The organism is Arthrobacter sp. N199823, assembly GCF_002929705.1.
In the GTDB taxonomy this organism is placed as follows: domain Bacteria; phylum Actinomycetota; class Actinomycetes; order Actinomycetales; family Micrococcaceae; genus Specibacter.
The window spans coordinates 19,691-34,729 of the sequence record NZ_PJIN01000013.1 but is presented as its reverse complement, the minus strand read 5'-3'; the positions used below and the strand labels follow the sequence as shown (position 1 = coordinate 34,729).

Sequence of the window (15,039 nt, the reverse complement as noted above, 5' to 3'; positions counted from 1 at the left end):
GTCCCACAATCTTCGGTGGCGTGGCTAGAAAACGAACGGTTCTAGCCACGCCACCGATGCATCAGCTACCACACCAGCCAAGTGCATCCCTGTTCTGGAACCGAGACCCGCTCCGCTGGGACCTACCGGCTCAATGAACAACGCCTAGATTTCGCGAAACGTGACCGTCCCACAAGCTATGTCAACGTCGCTCCAAATGGCCCCGTACAGAAGAAACTTTCGGCACGGTACAGGCGTGGATATTGATTACACCCGCTTCTGGACAACAAAACAAGACCTTGCGCGGCTGCTGGCCGCCTCGGCATCCCTCACGAATAAATCCACGTGGATAAGCAATCCTGTGCCACCACGGCCCGTCCAGGGCTCGCAGCCGCCTTGGCGCACGTCCGCGACGGGGACGTTCTGGTGGCGCATACTCGGGACCTGGACACCGCAGCCGGGGTCCTGAGGTGGCAGGAATACAGACCACTTGAATAGCGGTGGCTACCAGTAAGCCACCCCTTCTCCATGCTCGAATCGTTAGCGGCTCATGCCCTTTTGCAAGAGCTTCGACGGCCCGCTGGTGCCGCGCGTCTTGCGTGCCTTGGGGGACTTTCCGGAGGCCTTGGCTAGGGCCGCGCTTGGCGGGGTGCCCTGGTCCTGGTCTGCGCTTAACCGTGCTTGTACGGCTTCCTTGTCGGCAACGCCGTCCAAGCTGACGGCCAGTCCTTCGCGCCGCTCGGCCGAGTCATACTTGAGGCCGGCCTCATCCCGCAATGCCTCGGGGTGTTCGTTCGCTTCGGCCGTAGTCTTCTGACGGTCCTGGTCTTCCCGGGCAGCTTCTGCCAACAGCTGGGTTACCTGGGCCGTCTCTTCCCGACTCTTACCGCGCTCCGCCTCGGCCTGTTCCCGATCCCGTTCAGTTTTCGCTAAGGCGGTGGCCACGGATGTTTCGTCAGCGCCCAGGTTGTTGACGTCCAGCCCGTACCGGCGTTGTACCTGGTCCTTAATTGTGTCGGCCGAGTTGCGGGCCGCTGGGTCGTGATCTTTCCACACGGTGGCTGTCTCGTGGACGCGTTCAATGTCGCGCCCGCTGGCGGTGTCCCACCATCGGTTGTCCATGACAGGTGCGAGCTGTGCACGCGCTCCTGCACGTTCGGCATCGAATCGTGCTTGCAGTTCCCGCCCTTGCTGTTCCTCGGCCGCCTGAGCGCGCCGCAGGGTCGTTTCCCGCGCCCTGGCCAGCTGTTCGCCCAGCCGGCTGGCAACGGTCATCCCGACGCGGGACATTCCTTCGATAGCTTCCTCAATACCGTCAGATTCACTCATGGTCTTGCCTCCTCCTGCTATCTCTCAATGTCCGGGCGGGTGGCCCCGCCGCGGGTGGTTACGGGGGTAAGTGCCTGTTCGTACTTGGGCGGCACTACGGAGCCAGCAACTCGGGCCGGCGCTTCCCCGGCGGCGCTCATGCGGACGGCTGCTGCTGCTTCGTTGTCAATGGCCGGTGATGGAACATTAATGCTCGGCAGTGTGGCTGCGACCTGGCTTAGCTGTGTCTTAACAAGCTCGCTGATCTGGCGGGCTCGGCGCAAGTCGTTGGATGCCTTGTGCATGTCGTGGACGGCCTTGGATACGTTTAGGAGCTGGCGCAGCATGATTGCTTGGGCAGCGGTTCCCTGTCCGCCCATGGTTGCAGCCATGAGGATCATGGAGGCCCCGCGTGCGGACGGTCCGACGCTCTTGATTGGACGTACTGGGTAGCGGCGCAGTTGGGCAGTTTTAGAAAGTTCATCGGCCGCTGCTGCCAACGGGCCGGGTGTGACCTCGGTGGCTGTTGACCAGGCGGCAAAAGCGCCGGACGTTTCCCGGGCCACGTGTGCCCAGGTCGCGTGATCGTCCAACGGAACGTTGCGCAAGCTCTCGCGCAGCTGCGCAACTTCATTGCTGTACCGTTCCCACATTTGAGGGTCTGGCTCGTTGGCTTCCCGTCCGACGTTGACCGGGCGGCGGCCTCGTGCTGCGGCTCCCCACTCTGCCACTGCCTCCGTGGCCAGTTGTGGGCTGTCGTTCCAGTCGTTGCGCAGTTTCGGCAGGGTCAAGTCCTTGGCAAGGTGTCCGCCTCCGTACCAGACAGGGCGCACACCTTTGGGGGGACGTTCTGCTACAGAGTAGCCAACGACTACGTCGTCGCGGCCAGCTGCGTAACGCGGTTTGATCATGGCACCCGTGCGGCGGAACCGACGCACAAACTCTGCCTCATCTTCCGTTGCCGTGGCGCAGGCTCGAACCTTACGGGCCAGCGAACGGCGTTCTGGTTCTGGTGACCCTCGGCGTTCGGCGGCTTCACGTTCGCCAGGGCGCAGGCCGCGCATGGCGTAAACGGGAGAAAGTTCTTCTAGACCGTACTTCTTTTCCAGTGATCGGGCCGTTTCTTGTGCCCTTTTGAAGTCAAGGTGGCAACTCCATTTAGTGCCGTCCTCACGCACCATTGAAGCAGCAATATGGATATGGTCATTGCCAGCCTTGCTGTGGCCGTGGCGAACGGCAACCCATGAAACTGGCGCTCTGCCGCTTGCCTCAGTGAACCCCATCTCGTCCATGAAGTCGTTGGCAATCTCCGCCCACTTCTGGTCGGTAAGGTCGCCTTCCTCGGCGCGCAGGCTGAGCGAGCAATGCCATACGTGTCCGCCCTTAACCTCAACGCCCAGGATGTTCCTAGCCTGGTCCAGTTCATGAGCTACGGAAAGGGCGGCGTCGCGTCCCAGCTCGTCGTCGTTGTGCCACGCCATGATCGGTGCGGAGCCGGTCACCAAGTGAGGGTCGGTGTGTTCGTTGGCGCGGCCAGGGCCTGCCAGATAGACCAGCAGACCGGCCATGCGGTCACCCTTTGTGATGTTAGGGATCATTAGCCGGCCAGCCTGTCAACCATGCCGTTCATCCGCTCCGCTATGTCGCGGACCCGTCGCAGTGCGGCCCGTGCTTCATCGGGGAACTCATCGGTAGCATTGGCCTGCTTGGCGAGCTGGTTCACGTTGTTGGACAGCGCGGCCAGGTAGCGACGAGCTGCCATAAACTCCGTAGCTAGAGCGCGGCGTTCGGCCAATGACTCGGCCGACTTGGCGTACAGGGCGGCACTGACCAGGATTTCTGACGGGCTGCGGCCGGTCTGTTCTTCCAGTACGTAGAGGCGGGTGCGTTCCTGCTCCGACATGGACACCCGTACGTACTGCGTTTGACCGTCAATGTTCGCACGGCGACGACGGCTCAAACGACGGCTGGAACTCAGTTCTTCAGCCATTGACTTACCGCCTTTCCATGCCCAGCGCAGCGCCCCGGATTCTCCGGGATCACACTTCCAGTGTGACGCATCCTCGACACGAAGTCGAGGTGCAAGCCCACTTATGGCCCATAAGTGTATAGCTTGCTCCGTCTGGTCACATCATGCGGAAAACTCGCCTCCGTAGAAGGGGAGTGAAAGGCTTCGCCGTGCTTCTTCTTTTCGACGCCCTAGCGGGCTGAGAACCTGCTGCACTAGACTCGGTGCCATGGCTACTCAAATTGATGCGCAGAAGATCGAACACGAACTACAGCAGCGACTCAACAGCCGCATGGACTCGGTACGCGCCCTGGTGAAAACTCGCCAGGTAGTGGCGGACGCACGCGAAGCACTCGACCTAGCCGAAAACGAAGACGCACGCCAGTACCAAGCCGCGATTAGTGCGGGATGGACGGCCGACGAGCTGCGCGCCTCTGGCCTACCCGAGCCGGAAAAGAAGCTGCGCGTGCGTAAGCGCGCTACACGCAAGACGGCCGCTACACCGCAGCCGGAGCCGTCCGCAGATAACGTGGCTCACCACTAGGTTGCCTCTCGCCCACAGGTGCACAGCAAAAGATTAATCCTTCGGTCTTTTCCTGCACACAGGTGGACGACAGGGACCAGCTGACCGGCTGCACACAACCGCCACGGCACCGACACTTTAAGAGGTCACCTCGGGAGAGCAGCGGCCATGTACAGCCTCCGTAGGTGTTCCGTCATGATGATGACCCTAAAATGTAGCTTCATGAGCTGGATGACCCCCTAACCTTTCAATCGTTACCATGTACCCATTCAAGGACAGAGCATGACTGAAACCGCACTAATCAATACGTCACCTCGTCCACGAATTCTCGTGCTGGGGAGTCCGCACCTTGCTTCCTTAGTTGACCAGATCAAAGCTTTCGCTCCGACTGTCTCGCATACCTACGGCATCCACAACGTCCGGCAGGCTGAGTGGGATCTTGTTGTAACTGACCGTCCTTACATGGACGTAAGTACTGATCTGTGCGTTATATACATCGCACCGGACAGCGATAACCCACAGACACTTGATTGGCGTTCACCCTGGAAATCAGAGGTTCGAAGCCGACACGGCAGTGTCTCGCAGGAGTTGCAGCGAGTAAACTCTCTCCCTGAACGCATCGGGCGTCTGACCCACGAGCATCTAGAGCCAATATTTAGGACGCGCACGGACCACACCTACTTTGCCCTGTGGTCCGCAGCTCACCGATTCATACCTGCCAATGCAGAACCGGGACCAGATATCGACCCATTCATATTGAGTGGCGACAACCAAGTCTTAGCGGGACGATACAAGCGGTCAACTACGTCAGAAGCTTGGCTTCTCCCATCCGATATCTCGGACCCAATCCCTTGGATCAAGGGTGCAATTGCTGAGTGGCATGAGATAAATCCGAGTCGCTTCCCCGGGAACCCAAGCTGGTCACAGAACCCAGACTGGATGAACTCAGCTGAACAACGAATCCATCGTGAGATTGACAATGCCAAGGCCAAATTCGCTGTCGTCAGGAGAGACCACATAGAGGTTGTCCGCGACTTGGAATCTGCTCTTCAAGCGGCAGCCGAGGAAGCAGATAACTATGAACGAGCGTTGCTAACGAGCCAGTCCGAAACACTTAAGAATGCTGTTGCTAGGTGTCTCAGTGAGATTGGTTTCATTGTCGAAGACAGAGATCAAATCGCTGATCCTGGTGATGATTTGGAAGACCTTCGAGTAACTGACCCAGAGGCGCCGGGATGGGTGGCGCTCGTTGAGGTAAAGGGGTACTCAAAGGGTGCAACCACAGCAGCTATTTCTCAGTTCATTCGATTCAACAACCGTTACGTTCTGGCCAATGGGAAACCACCTTCCGCGAACTGGTATGTAGTCAATCAGTTCATGAACCGTGACCCAAGCGAGCGACAGCCTGTGCTCAACGGCAAGGACGAGGATGTGAGAGCTTTCGCTGAAGGCAATTCAGGACTTGTCGTAGACACGACTCAGCTATTCGGCCTTCTGTCGAAAGTTGCCTCTGACTCGCTCACTGCGGTCGAAGCCCGCGCTTCCCTTAGATTGAGCACCGGAAGATTCATCAACCAACCCGAATAACCTACGCCTTTGGTACCCCTGTAAATTCCTCCGAAAATTGATATTACGTCAACCAATAATGGTTGATTTTCATTTTCGGGCTCACGCAAGTCCTATCGTCCCTCGAATTTCGCATCCCTTTTGGAAGCTTTTATGGTTGATCTCGCCTCCATTTGACTACCTGGTTTCGTTGAAGGGATCCCCTGACCGCGTGATCCTGGAGCAAAAGGGAAGTCGGATGCCATTTGCTTTTTGAGTGCTTGCAACTCAGGGTCTAGTGACTCAAACGGCTTCCCTGATTCAAGACCTGTGCTGGTGGGGGCCTTGTCTTGCACTTTGACCTTCCCTGGTTCCATGGACGCTTTGAGTTTTGCATCCAGGTCCTTGCTTGTTTGCCTCGCTTGAACAAGTTTGTCTTCGTACTTGAATGGTCGGGCCATCTGCGCATCTGTTTCGATGATGACGAGCTGCTTATCTGCAATGAGCCGCTGCAACTTGTCCGCGATTTCTGGCAGGGAAGCAACCTTGTTCTCTAGCCTGGTTACGAGTCCGGTACCGGCCTCCATCACTTCGTTACGGCTGACAAGTGTCGCTGTGTCAGGTAACCCTTTCACTTGGATTAGTAGGTCTTGATATGAACCGAGTCGTGACTGGGTGGCTGCGTTTGAAACCACCAATTCTTGCCCACCAAGAGTCGCCATGGTTCCGTAGTCGTGTTGTCTGTTGGCAAAGTTCCCGTACTCGGGAACGTTTATCTTTACCCAGTCGTAGATGCCGGCTACGGCATCCGCACGCTTATCTACTGTCCTGTTGTCGGCAAAGGTCATTGTGAACCCTTCACCCTGTGTGGATCTAACGGTAGGGATCGCGGCAAGTACCGCTGGCAGTTTCTTCTCCGCCATACCCATGGACGTAACAGCTGATCCTCGGGACCACGTGAGCGAGCTTTGGTTTTTTTCGAACGCCCGTTTAAGTCTTTCCAACTTCGTTCGGGCCGCGTCCGCTTCGATCTTTTCCATCACTAGCGGATTACCGCTGGTGGCGGCTTTGATCTGTGCCGCGTTGAGGGCAAGGTCTCCCACGTCTTCCAGCTCGCGAATATCGAGCCGTCCGCGCAGCACCTGGTTGATCATAGTGGCTTTACGCTGAATGCCATCCCATGCCGCGCTGTCGTAGCTGCCGACGGTCGCGTATTGGAAGTTGTGCACTTCATCGTTGGCGTTGCCCTGACGAATGATGCGTCCGTCGCGTTGCGTCAAGTCGGCAGGCCGCCATGGACAAGTCACATGGTGAATGGCCTTGGCACGTAGTTGGATGTTCGTGCCGGTGCCCATCATGGCCGTGGATCCCAACAGAACAGCAACATCTCCGCTGCGGCACTGGTCAAAAAGCGCAGCCTTTTGTTCGGCTTTAGGGAAGTCATGGATGAACTTCACCTGGTCGGCTTGAATACCACCTGCAACGAGCTGATCCTTGATCTGCTGGTAGGCCGTCCAGACTGGTTTTCCATCCGGTCCCTTGTCCTTTGAAGGCGTACTCATGTCGCTGAAGATGATCTGTAGCGCTCCCCTTTGTTCGGAGATCACCCCTGAATCGAACTCTGTTTCATACTGGTTGTCGCGGTTCTCTTCCCAGACTTTAAGGGTGTTCGCCACAACACGATCAATCTTCGTCTCCGACTGCGGTTCGATGCCCACCATGCGTAGATCAAGGGCAGCCTTTCGCCCGTCTCCGTAGACGGATAGGGCGTTGTCTTCTCCTTTTTGCGCCCAGCCCTTGAGGTTGTCTAACCGGCGCCCCAGAACCTCCATGTACTCGGCTAGTTCAGGAGGTTGGGGAATCAAAACCAAGTCGGGTTGACGTTCCCCATCTTTAGCTCGTTTCACTAGATCAGGGGTTGCAAGGTTTAGGTCTTCGGAGAGTTTCACGTCAGCAAAGACATGGAATGTGCGTAGCATTTCCGGGACGTTCTTGAACTTGGAGAACCGGGCCTTGTTCTTCAAGCGGCCGCCCGCGTCCATCTCAATGGCGGTAACGGTCTCCCCGAACGTGGCACCCCAAATATCGAAGTTCTCCACCCCTGCATCCCTCAACAGGTCCGGACGAAGGTAACGCTGCATCACATGGGCCTCGGTGAGGCTATTGGCGATGGGTGTTCCGGTGGCCATGGTCGCTACGCGTTCACCGTGAGTGGCGCGCAAGTATTCAAGTTTCAGGTGCATGTCAGTGGCGCGGATGGAGCCGCCAATCTCGGCACCCTTAATATTGGTTACCGTGCGAAGGTTCTTGAAGTCGTGAGCCTCATCAACGAAGAGGTAGTCCACGCCCATGTCTTCGAACGTCAGTCCCGGATCGGGGGCCGTGTCCATGAGCTTTTTCATACGTTCTTCTTCGGCCTGGAGCTTCGTCTCCAGCTTCTTCACCGTCGTTCGATCCTCGCCAGAATCCATGGCGTTGGTGATCGTCTCGCGCACGTCTTTGATCAAAGTATGCTGATACGCCTCGATCGTTTCGGCCTTCACCCCAATGCTCTTGAAAGCAGTTTGGGTGATGATAATGCCGTCCCAATCGTTCGCTGCGGCACGTGAGACAAAGAGCCGGCGCGCACTGCTATTCGTTCCACTGGTCTTGATGTCGTCACTACCGGCAGAGAGCAAACGTGCCTGGGGGTACAGTTCCAGCCACTCACGGGTGAACTGCTCCAGCATGTGGTTAGGCACCACGATCATGGGTTTGGTGGCCATGCCCAGTCGTTTAAGTTCCATCGCGCCCATGACCATTTCAGCGGTCTTCCCGGCACCTACCTCATGGAACAGGCCTACAGCAGGTTCTGAAACAATTCTCGCCACTGCTGTGCGCTGATGTGGGTGAGGTTTAAATGATGCTGCCAGCCCTGGAAGGGATAGGCGTTCGCCTTCCTGGCTGTAGTCACGCAAGGCAATTGAATTGAATCGGCGGTTGTACTCGCCAATGAGGCGGGTGGCTCGTTCCGGTTCTTCCCAGACCCACTCTGCGAAGCGTTCCTGCAGCTGGTTCGCTGCCTCTTGGGCTGCTTCGGTTTCTTCGAGGTTGGCAACCTGTTTGCCTTCGTCGTCCTTATCGGTGACTTGAATACTTTTTTGTTCCAGAATGCTTTGCAGCAGGTCCGGTGCGGGCCTGCGGTGTGTGCCCCACTCACTGGTGGCCTTCAATGTGCCACGATCTGCCTTGACGCGCCAGATGCCGCTACCAACACTGGTAACCCTCGCTGAGGGGTCATTGAGTGTTTCGCGGACGAACTTGTGATGGTCTTCGATACTGATCCATACAGCTCCGAGTCGGGCTTCAACGTCGTCCATTCCTACAGGAACGGGCTGGACCTTTTCAAGGGCCTCCACGTTGGTGCTCCACCGCGGATCTTCATTCGCTGCTTCCCTGGCCGCGTCGAGTTTTGCCCTTACGTTCCCTGACAGGTACTCCGGTGCGGTCACAAGGTCTTGGGTCATAGGATCGTTAAAGACAAGCGTGCCCAGCTGCTCGCGCGCTTCGTCTGCGGTGCTACCTACTAGGTCGGCTATAACGTCTATGTCGGGGGAACCATAGGTGTCCAGACAGATCGCTAACGCTTCGTCAATGGTGTCCGCGCCCATCACAGGCTTTCGCACCTGTACTTGACGGTGCTGCAGCAGTCCGGCTGGTTTCGCCTTTTGTGTCTCGGTGTTGAAGTCCTCTAGTGCGCTCGGAAGGCTACCGAAGGGGTCAAGGGCCTGCAGCTTCTTGACGGCAGGCGCAGAAACTCGGGTGGTGATGCTTTCGCCGGTTTCTTTGTCTACACGTTCCCTGGCCGTGAACCGGTTTATCGGGCCATACTTCTCGGTGTAGCTGGTGTAATCAACTAGGAGTTCAGCCCTTTTGATGTCCATTTCAGGGGTGTCGTTCTGGTCTGACGCTTCCAATTCCATCAGCGATCGCGCGCCGTCACGCAGACCCAACAATGCGCGCAGTTCTACTGCGTGGGTTTTGGGGATATCCAAAGGCACGTCTTGGTTGTTTTGCTGGACAGTGAAGGACCCATCCAGTGCCGCAGTGATGGTCCCATCCCAAGCGTCTTTGCTGGCACTCAACATAGCTGCCGGTTCTTTTCCGGGCGCTGTTTGCGTGGGGTTGTGGCCCCGCTCCTGAGCCAGTGCCTCGCCGGTGATGTTTTGCAGCCGCTCCCTCAGCAGGGACGGCACCGTTGAGAGGTCTCCGTCAGCTTTGACTTTGACAGTATCCTCGCCGTACATGCCGTTCCCCACAGTGATCTTGCCGAGAACGTTCTGGGGGTGTGTGTCGTAGTAGTTGTTGATCTTGATGTTCTTGCCGTCAATGATTACTGGCCCGACGGTTTCCCATTCTGTATTGATTGGTTCCCGGCCTGGTTCCCGCTTGCGGAACATGAGAACGTCGGTGAGGGCATCCGTTCCTGCGGCGCGGCGGTGGGCTGCTGTGGGCAGCCTGACTGCTCCTACCAAGTCCGCCATGGCGCTCATTTCCCGTCGGGCTGACGGGTTGGCGGCATCAAGGGTGAAGCTAGAGGACAACACGACGACGTAGCTACCAGGTTTGACTGCTTCTAATGACTTGATGATGAAGTGGTTGTGGATCGAGTGATTGTTCGGGTTGAACGTTTTGTCGTAGAGGGGGGTCTTACCGAAGGGGACGTTTCCTACTGCTAGATCAAACGAGTTCTTCTGCAAGGGGGTATCGGCGAAGGACTCCGTGCGGATCATTGCCTGCGGGTAGAGAGCCTGAGCAATGCTTGCCGTGATCGGGTCAAGCTCGACGCCGGTCATTTGTGCCCCGACCGGTGCCATGCCAATGAATGTTCCGGAGCCAGACCCTGGTTCTAGGACCTCTCCCCCGGTGAATCCCAGCTGTTCGACTGCTGCCCACATTTCTCGCACTATAGCGGCGTCTGTGTAGTGGGCGTTGATCGTTGTCCGCGAGGCTGCGTCGAATTCTTTGTCTGTCAGGACCTCTCGGAGCTTGGCCCGTTCCTCGGCCCAATCGTCTTTGTCGAAGAGTTGTGGGACTGCGCCCCAGCTGGACCATTTAGCCAAGCTGCGCTGCTCTTCCCCTGTTGCTGCACGTTGCTCGGCCTCGAGTAAGCGGACAATCCGAATAGCCTCATAGTTTGCGGCGAAGCGGGCCTTCTGGCCCGAAGGAGCTAAGTCGTCTTGGCTTGTGGGTCGGAACGACTGGCCCGCTGCTGCTGGCTGTTCTACTGGTCCAGTTCGCTGTCCGTCCCGTCTGTCAGTGGCGTGAAGTCTTCCATCTCTTCCACTTCCGGGGGCAACGACGAGTAGATCATCTCTTGGTACACCAGCTCCCGTGCTCTCAGCCTGGCCATGTTCCGTTCTCCCAGAATTTCCAGAGTCGATCGTCCCTGGGTGTCCCGCTGAATCAGGGCGTCCATCGTGTCCCCGATCTGCTCGTCGATCTGGTTCCCCAAAGTCGAAAAGTACTCCTCGGGATTCTGGATCTGATTGAACGCTAGCGGGTCGTGGTTCTTCATAGTTTCCATGGCGTGTTGACCGTGCGTGTTCATTGCGTATCTCCTCTGGCTCTGACCACAATGAATCCAAACTCATTTGGCCGTCTATGTCGTACTTCGTCTTTTTGATTGCCACGACCGGGTCCCCTATTCAACGGATACTGGTACCACGGTAGCGGGGAGGGTTGATTTTCTGCTGCTTTATGGCGTCTTTGCCGTGCTTTCTCTCAGCGACTTGCGTTCCTTGGCTAGCTCTCTGACCACTGTGGACTCACTGACATCAATTGTTTCTGCAATGGCCTTGATGGTGCGTTTTTCTCCTCTCATTCGGTGAGCTGTCGCCGCTTTATCTGGCGTCATCTTCGTAGGCCGGCCCCCTATTCGGCCTCTAGCTTTGGCGGCTATAAGTCCGTCCATCGTCCGCTCCCTGAGCCTGTTCCTCTCGTACTCGGCGAGAGCAGAAAATATCTGGAAGATCATCAATCCGTGAGATGTGGACGTATCTAAATAGGGCTCCTTCAAGGAGCGGAACCCTACATTCTGTTCAGATAGTGAAGCAACGATATTGGCAAGGTCTGCCGCGCTGCGACCAAGCCTTGTCAGATCGTTGACCACCAGAATGTTTCCGGGCTGCAAGTACGCCCTGCATTCCTCCCACCCTGGGCGCTCCTGCGTCGCCCCCGAAGCCTTGTCAAAAAAGACTTTGAACGTCCCCGCCTGGTCCAAAGCGTCCAATTGCGAATCTAGCGACTGCTCAGTCGTGCTAACTCTGGCGTAGCCAATCAAGTTCATGACCCTTGTCCTTCCTGGTCAAAAACGGTCCGCGCCTATCTTTGACGCATTTAGTTTTCGTAGTCGAGTTATGACATACTCTAGCCCTAATAAACCGGCCTCGTCCAGAATGGGCGGGCCGGTCTATCTAAAACGGTCGTTATTGAACTGCCCCGTCAGCCACACGAGTGGAATACACAACAGAAAAGGCGGAATAAGGCGGTCGCGAGGAGAAGTGTCTGACTGACGAAGTAGATTAGTACGATGACCTGGCCTACATTCCGTCTACTCGCTAGCCTCAAGCACGGCTGGACCGACAAGCGTCATGAAGCGCTCGTTGCCAGTAGCGCATGGAGCGAGATGCCCCCCTTCAGTCAACTGGGACATCCGGCAATTCAGGTGTGTCAAGGCTTTTCCGATAACCCCGCCAGCGACAAATATGAGGAGCACAAGGGATCAACCAGGACGGCCGGCTACAAAGTCGTCGAAGCGAGAGACACAAGCAAGGGACCTGGTTGGCGTACTGCCATGATCAACATGCATGGCACGACATGGGCTGTTTTCGCCGATACCCACGATAAGTTCCACGCCAGCGCTCCGAACGCCTTCAAGCGCAAACAGTACCTAGAGCCCTCAGAAGATGACATAACCATCCACGAAATCAAACTCAAGGAAGACGAAACCAACGCCGCTATCAAAAATTGGCAACGTGAGATGGTTCGGACAATGCTGGATCTCTTCCGTGAGGCATACCTTTCAGAAGGCGCAGAGGGTTCCGAGATAACCAAACTCATTCCGGAGCCACCCAAGGATCTGCTTCCCGCGGGCGTAGATGGCTTGAACGCAAATATCACTCTGACTGTCATGCGAGACAGCGACGAGGACTGCAGCTTCGACGAAGCGCATAAGGAGCAAGACGACGCAATCGAACTAGGGATCTCATTTGAGCCCTGGAAGGTTGACGAGATCCTTAAGGATCTAATCCTGTCTGCAGTTTTGCCTGTTATAGACCCAGACGAAGAGAGGTGGACCAAAGACGCCGGGTACTACAGCAAGAACGGTGACCTGTGTTTTTCGTATTTCATTTCGGTCGCACGGGCGTCTCAACTGATCTACTCGGCAGAATCCGATGAGGAGACGGAAGAAGCGCCCAAAGAACCACAGGCAACCCAGTCTGCCCATTACGTCACTCGCACCGAGATAGTGGCATCAGTCGTCGAGAAGCGGGCCATTCGGTCGGTATGCGGGTTTTGGTTTGTTAGTTCCAGAGTTCCTGACGGTTTCCCCATTTGTGAGGAGTGCTTAGATGCGCTCCCGGAAGCATCCGCGGTTCACAGGTTCCTTAGGCAAAGGACGCCTGGGAGCGCAGGGTGAATTCAGTAGCCCAAGGACTTTGCGCGATCCGGGTCAACGCCTGCGCTTCGTGCAACCAGGGCACGCTTAGACGAATCGCGACGGGCGAAGGAAGCAGCAACGTCGTGGGAGGCACGCTCCTTGCGTTTCAGAAAATCCGTGATTTCCGATAGAGGAATGCGGCGGTCACGTTGGCCAACGATCTCTGCTGAAAGTTCTCCACGCTTTATTAGAGCCATGACGTGAGGACGACTGACCTGCAGTATCTCAGCTGCTTGTTTTGGTGTCAGCTTTCCGTCTCGGGAGATGACGTTGAGGTCAAAACCTCGGCGTACCGATCGCAGGATGTGTTGGAGATGATGAGCCAACTCCGAGTTAGGCAACGTCGCCAGCACTCGTTCGACTTCATTAATTTCTTCACGTTCAACGTCTTGCGCTCGGATGGTCTGCACTGTTTCTTGCGCTCTAATCGTCTGCATTGTCTCTCCTCCTGGGAGTTGCGAGGCCCTCCTCGCTTCTGTGTGGCAGATAAGATAAATGTAATAGATGAAACGCTCAGCGCGAAAGAATGTGACGAAGAACACACTTCGGCCTTAGTGCGCGCCATGCGTATAGAGTCTCTGGCCCCAAATCTATCCCCCACAGAACTGGCCCGCAGTAGTGGTCGAAAAACACCGCGAAATCACGATTTTTCGACCACTACTGCGGGCCAGTTGGAAACGTTGTTAGCGGGCGGTGCGCATGCTCGCTGTGATGGGGCACTCGAAGGGATCGCGCTGGCCCAGGCCAACCCGGTTCAGGTAGCGCATCACGATCATGTACGACTGGCCCAGCGTGGTTTCCGTGTACGCGATGTTGCGTTCTGCGCAGTACTCGCGGACCATGGGCTGGACGGCCTTCAGGTTCTTGGAGGACATGGTGGGGAACAGGTGGTGTTCGATCTGGTAGTTCAAGCCACCCATGCCAACATCAACCCACCAACCACCTGAGATGTTGCGACTCATGAGCGTCTGACGGCGCATGAAGTCGATCTTGACGTCCTTGGGGACCAGCGGCATGCCCTTGTGGTTCGGGGCGAACGCGCAACCCATGTACAGACCCAAGCCCATGATCTGCACGGCGACGAAGGCCAGGCCGATGCCCCAACCAAGGAACCAGACCGTGAAAGCGGGGAGCAGCACCAGACGGACTACGAGCAGCCCGATCTCCGCGGTGCGCTCGGGTACGACCTGCTTGAGGTCAAGCACGCGCTTTACGGCGGCGATGTGCAGATCAAGCGCGGCGAGGGTCAACAGCGGGAAGAAGAAGGCACCCTGACGGCGGGCAAACCACTTGGCAAAGCCGGTCCGCTTGGCGGCGTTCTCGGGGTCAAACACGAGCGCGCCGGGATCGATATCGCCATCCACGCCGATCTTGTTCGGGTTCAGGTGGTGCTTACCGTGCTTGTTCATCCACCAGCCGTAGGACAGGCCCACGAACAGATTGCCGGCAATGCGGGCCAGCCAAGCGTTCTTCTTGGCTGAGGCGAACACCTGACGGTGCGCCGCGTCATGTGAAATGAAGGCGGTCTGGGTACACATGAAAGCAAACAGCACTGCGGTAACCATCTGCCACCAGCTCTGTCCCAGTGTCAGGAACAACGCCAGCACGGCCAAGTAGCCAATGCTCTGGCGGACGATCCGCAACACGTACCACTTGATGTCGCGCTCCATGAGGCCAGCTGCACGGACCTGCTCGGTCAGCGCAATGAAGTCTGTGACATGGCGATCACGGGCAGGACGTTTCCGCGCAGCCTTTTCGGCCGGCGTCTCGTTCAATAGATCGATCGAGTCGAGCGTTGCGGATGACATTGTGCTCCTCTTGGTGCCTCACGGATGCCCAATCATCACGTAAACGAAAAAGTCTGAATCTACCTTCAAGGTTACGGACAAGCCATGCCGCGCACATCACACCCGGGAGCCACCTTGAACCCATACCCGGGTATGGGGTGGATGTAATCGCTCTCTTTTGTGGCGC

At 56.9% G+C, this 15,039-nt stretch carries 12 protein-coding genes; 4 read left to right on the top strand and 8 right to left on the bottom strand.

Features of this window, described 5'->3' with window-relative positions:
- The first annotated feature begins 324 nt into the window (after positions 1-324).
- Positions 325-477, top strand: a complete 153-nt coding sequence (locus CXQ93_RS20740; protein ID WP_181036215.1) for a hypothetical protein — start codon at positions 325-327, stop codon at positions 475-477.
- Between the two features lie 42 nt (positions 478-519).
- Here CXQ93_RS20740 and CXQ93_RS18390 read toward each other — a convergent pair whose 3' ends face one another.
- From CXQ93_RS18390 to CXQ93_RS18380, 3 genes are read right to left on the bottom strand one after another with little or no spacing between them, the layout of a single operon-like run.
- Positions 520-1,308, bottom strand: coding sequence for a hypothetical protein (locus tag CXQ93_RS18390; RefSeq protein ID WP_104111870.1), 789 nt, complete (start codon positions 1,306-1,308; stop codon positions 520-522).
- A 17-nt stretch (positions 1,309-1,325) separates the two neighbouring features.
- The gene (locus CXQ93_RS18385; protein ID WP_104111869.1) at positions 1,326-2,885 is read right to left on the bottom strand and encodes a relaxase/mobilization nuclease domain-containing protein; all 1,560 of its coding nucleotides are present in this window, start codon (positions 2,883-2,885) and stop codon (positions 1,326-1,328) included.
- Positions 2,885-3,277, bottom strand: a complete 393-nt coding sequence (locus CXQ93_RS18380) for a MobC family plasmid mobilization relaxosome protein (RefSeq protein WP_258069105.1) — start codon at positions 3,275-3,277, stop codon at positions 2,885-2,887. Before CXQ93_RS18380 ends, CXQ93_RS18385 begins: the two co-directional genes overlap by 1 nt.
- A 247-nt stretch (positions 3,278-3,524) precedes the next feature.
- Here CXQ93_RS18380 and CXQ93_RS18375 point away from each other — a divergent pair, with 247 nt between their 5' ends.
- The gene (locus CXQ93_RS18375) at positions 3,525-3,839 is read left to right on the top strand and encodes a hypothetical protein (protein WP_104111868.1); all 315 of its coding nucleotides are present in this window, start codon (positions 3,525-3,527) and stop codon (positions 3,837-3,839) included.
- A gap of 261 nt (positions 3,840-4,100) precedes the next feature.
- The gene (locus CXQ93_RS20445) at positions 4,101-5,405 is read left to right on the top strand and encodes a hypothetical protein (RefSeq protein WP_146073260.1); all 1,305 of its coding nucleotides are present in this window, start codon (positions 4,101-4,103) and stop codon (positions 5,403-5,405) included.
- Between the two features lie 92 nt (positions 5,406-5,497).
- Here CXQ93_RS20445 and CXQ93_RS18365 read toward each other — a convergent pair whose 3' ends face one another.
- The 3 genes from CXQ93_RS18365 to CXQ93_RS18355 form a co-directional block, all read right to left on the bottom strand.
- Complete coding sequence (locus CXQ93_RS18365; protein WP_104111866.1) at positions 5,498-10,465, bottom strand: helicase-related protein; 4,968 nt, start codon at positions 10,463-10,465, stop codon at positions 5,498-5,500.
- Positions 10,466-10,626: 161 nt separating this feature from the next.
- Entirely contained in the window at positions 10,627-10,953 is a 327-nt protein-coding gene (locus CXQ93_RS20735) for a hypothetical protein (RefSeq protein WP_104111865.1), read from the bottom strand.
- Between the two features lie 147 nt (positions 10,954-11,100).
- Positions 11,101-11,691, bottom strand: a complete 591-nt coding sequence (locus CXQ93_RS18355; protein ID WP_104111864.1) for a recombinase family protein — start codon at positions 11,689-11,691, stop codon at positions 11,101-11,103.
- Positions 11,692-11,934: 243 nt separating this feature from the next.
- Between CXQ93_RS18355 and CXQ93_RS18350 the strand changes: the two genes are divergently transcribed.
- Positions 11,935-13,044 carry a DUF3039 domain-containing protein gene (locus CXQ93_RS18350; protein ID WP_104111863.1) on the top strand — a complete coding sequence of 370 codons (1,110 nt, stop codon included), beginning with the start codon at positions 11,935-11,937 and terminating at the stop codon, positions 13,042-13,044.
- 2 nt (positions 13,045-13,046) lie between these two features.
- Here the strand turns inward: CXQ93_RS18350 and CXQ93_RS18345 are convergent, their stop codons facing one another.
- Both CXQ93_RS18345 and CXQ93_RS18340 read right to left on the bottom strand, forming a co-directional pair.
- The gene (locus CXQ93_RS18345; protein WP_104111862.1) at positions 13,047-13,502 is read right to left on the bottom strand and encodes a helix-turn-helix domain-containing protein; all 456 of its coding nucleotides are present in this window, start codon (positions 13,500-13,502) and stop codon (positions 13,047-13,049) included.
- A 246-nt stretch (positions 13,503-13,748) separates the two neighbouring features.
- A complete protein-coding gene (locus tag CXQ93_RS18340) occupies positions 13,749-14,873 on the bottom strand; it encodes an acyl-CoA desaturase (RefSeq protein WP_104111861.1) in 1,125 nt (374 codons plus the stop codon).
- Positions 14,874-15,039: the final 166 nt, after the last annotated feature.

Excerpts from the sequence above, each read along its gene's own strand:
- CXQ93_RS18390 (WP_104111870.1), bottom strand. The coding sequence starts at position 1,308 with ATGAGTGAATCTGACGGTATTGAGGAAGCTATCGAAGGAATGTCCCGC.
- CXQ93_RS18385 (WP_104111869.1), bottom strand. The coding sequence starts at position 2,885 with ATGATCCCTAACATCACAAAGGGTGACCGCATGGCCGGTCTGCTGGTC.
- CXQ93_RS18380 (WP_258069105.1), bottom strand. The coding sequence starts at position 3,277 with ATGGCTGAAGAACTGAGTTCCAGCCGTCGTTTGAGCCGTCGTCGCCGT.
- CXQ93_RS18375 (WP_104111868.1), top strand. The coding sequence starts at position 3,525 with ATGGCTACTCAAATTGATGCGCAGAAGATCGAACACGAACTACAGCAG.
- CXQ93_RS20445 (WP_146073260.1), top strand. The coding sequence starts at position 4,101 with ATGACTGAAACCGCACTAATCAATACGTCACCTCGTCCACGAATTCTC.
- CXQ93_RS20735 (WP_104111865.1), bottom strand. The coding sequence starts at position 10,953 with ATGAACACGCACGGTCAACACGCCATGGAAACTATGAAGAACCACGAC.
- CXQ93_RS18355 (WP_104111864.1), bottom strand. The coding sequence starts at position 11,691 with ATGAACTTGATTGGCTACGCCAGAGTTAGCACGACTGAGCAGTCGCTA.
- CXQ93_RS18350 (WP_104111863.1), top strand. The coding sequence starts at position 11,935 with ATGACCTGGCCTACATTCCGTCTACTCGCTAGCCTCAAGCACGGCTGG.
- CXQ93_RS18345 (WP_104111862.1), bottom strand. The coding sequence starts at position 13,502 with ATGCAGACGATTAGAGCGCAAGAAACAGTGCAGACCATCCGAGCGCAA.
- CXQ93_RS18340 (WP_104111861.1), bottom strand. The coding sequence starts at position 14,873 with ATGTCATCCGCAACGCTCGACTCGATCGATCTATTGAACGAGACGCCG.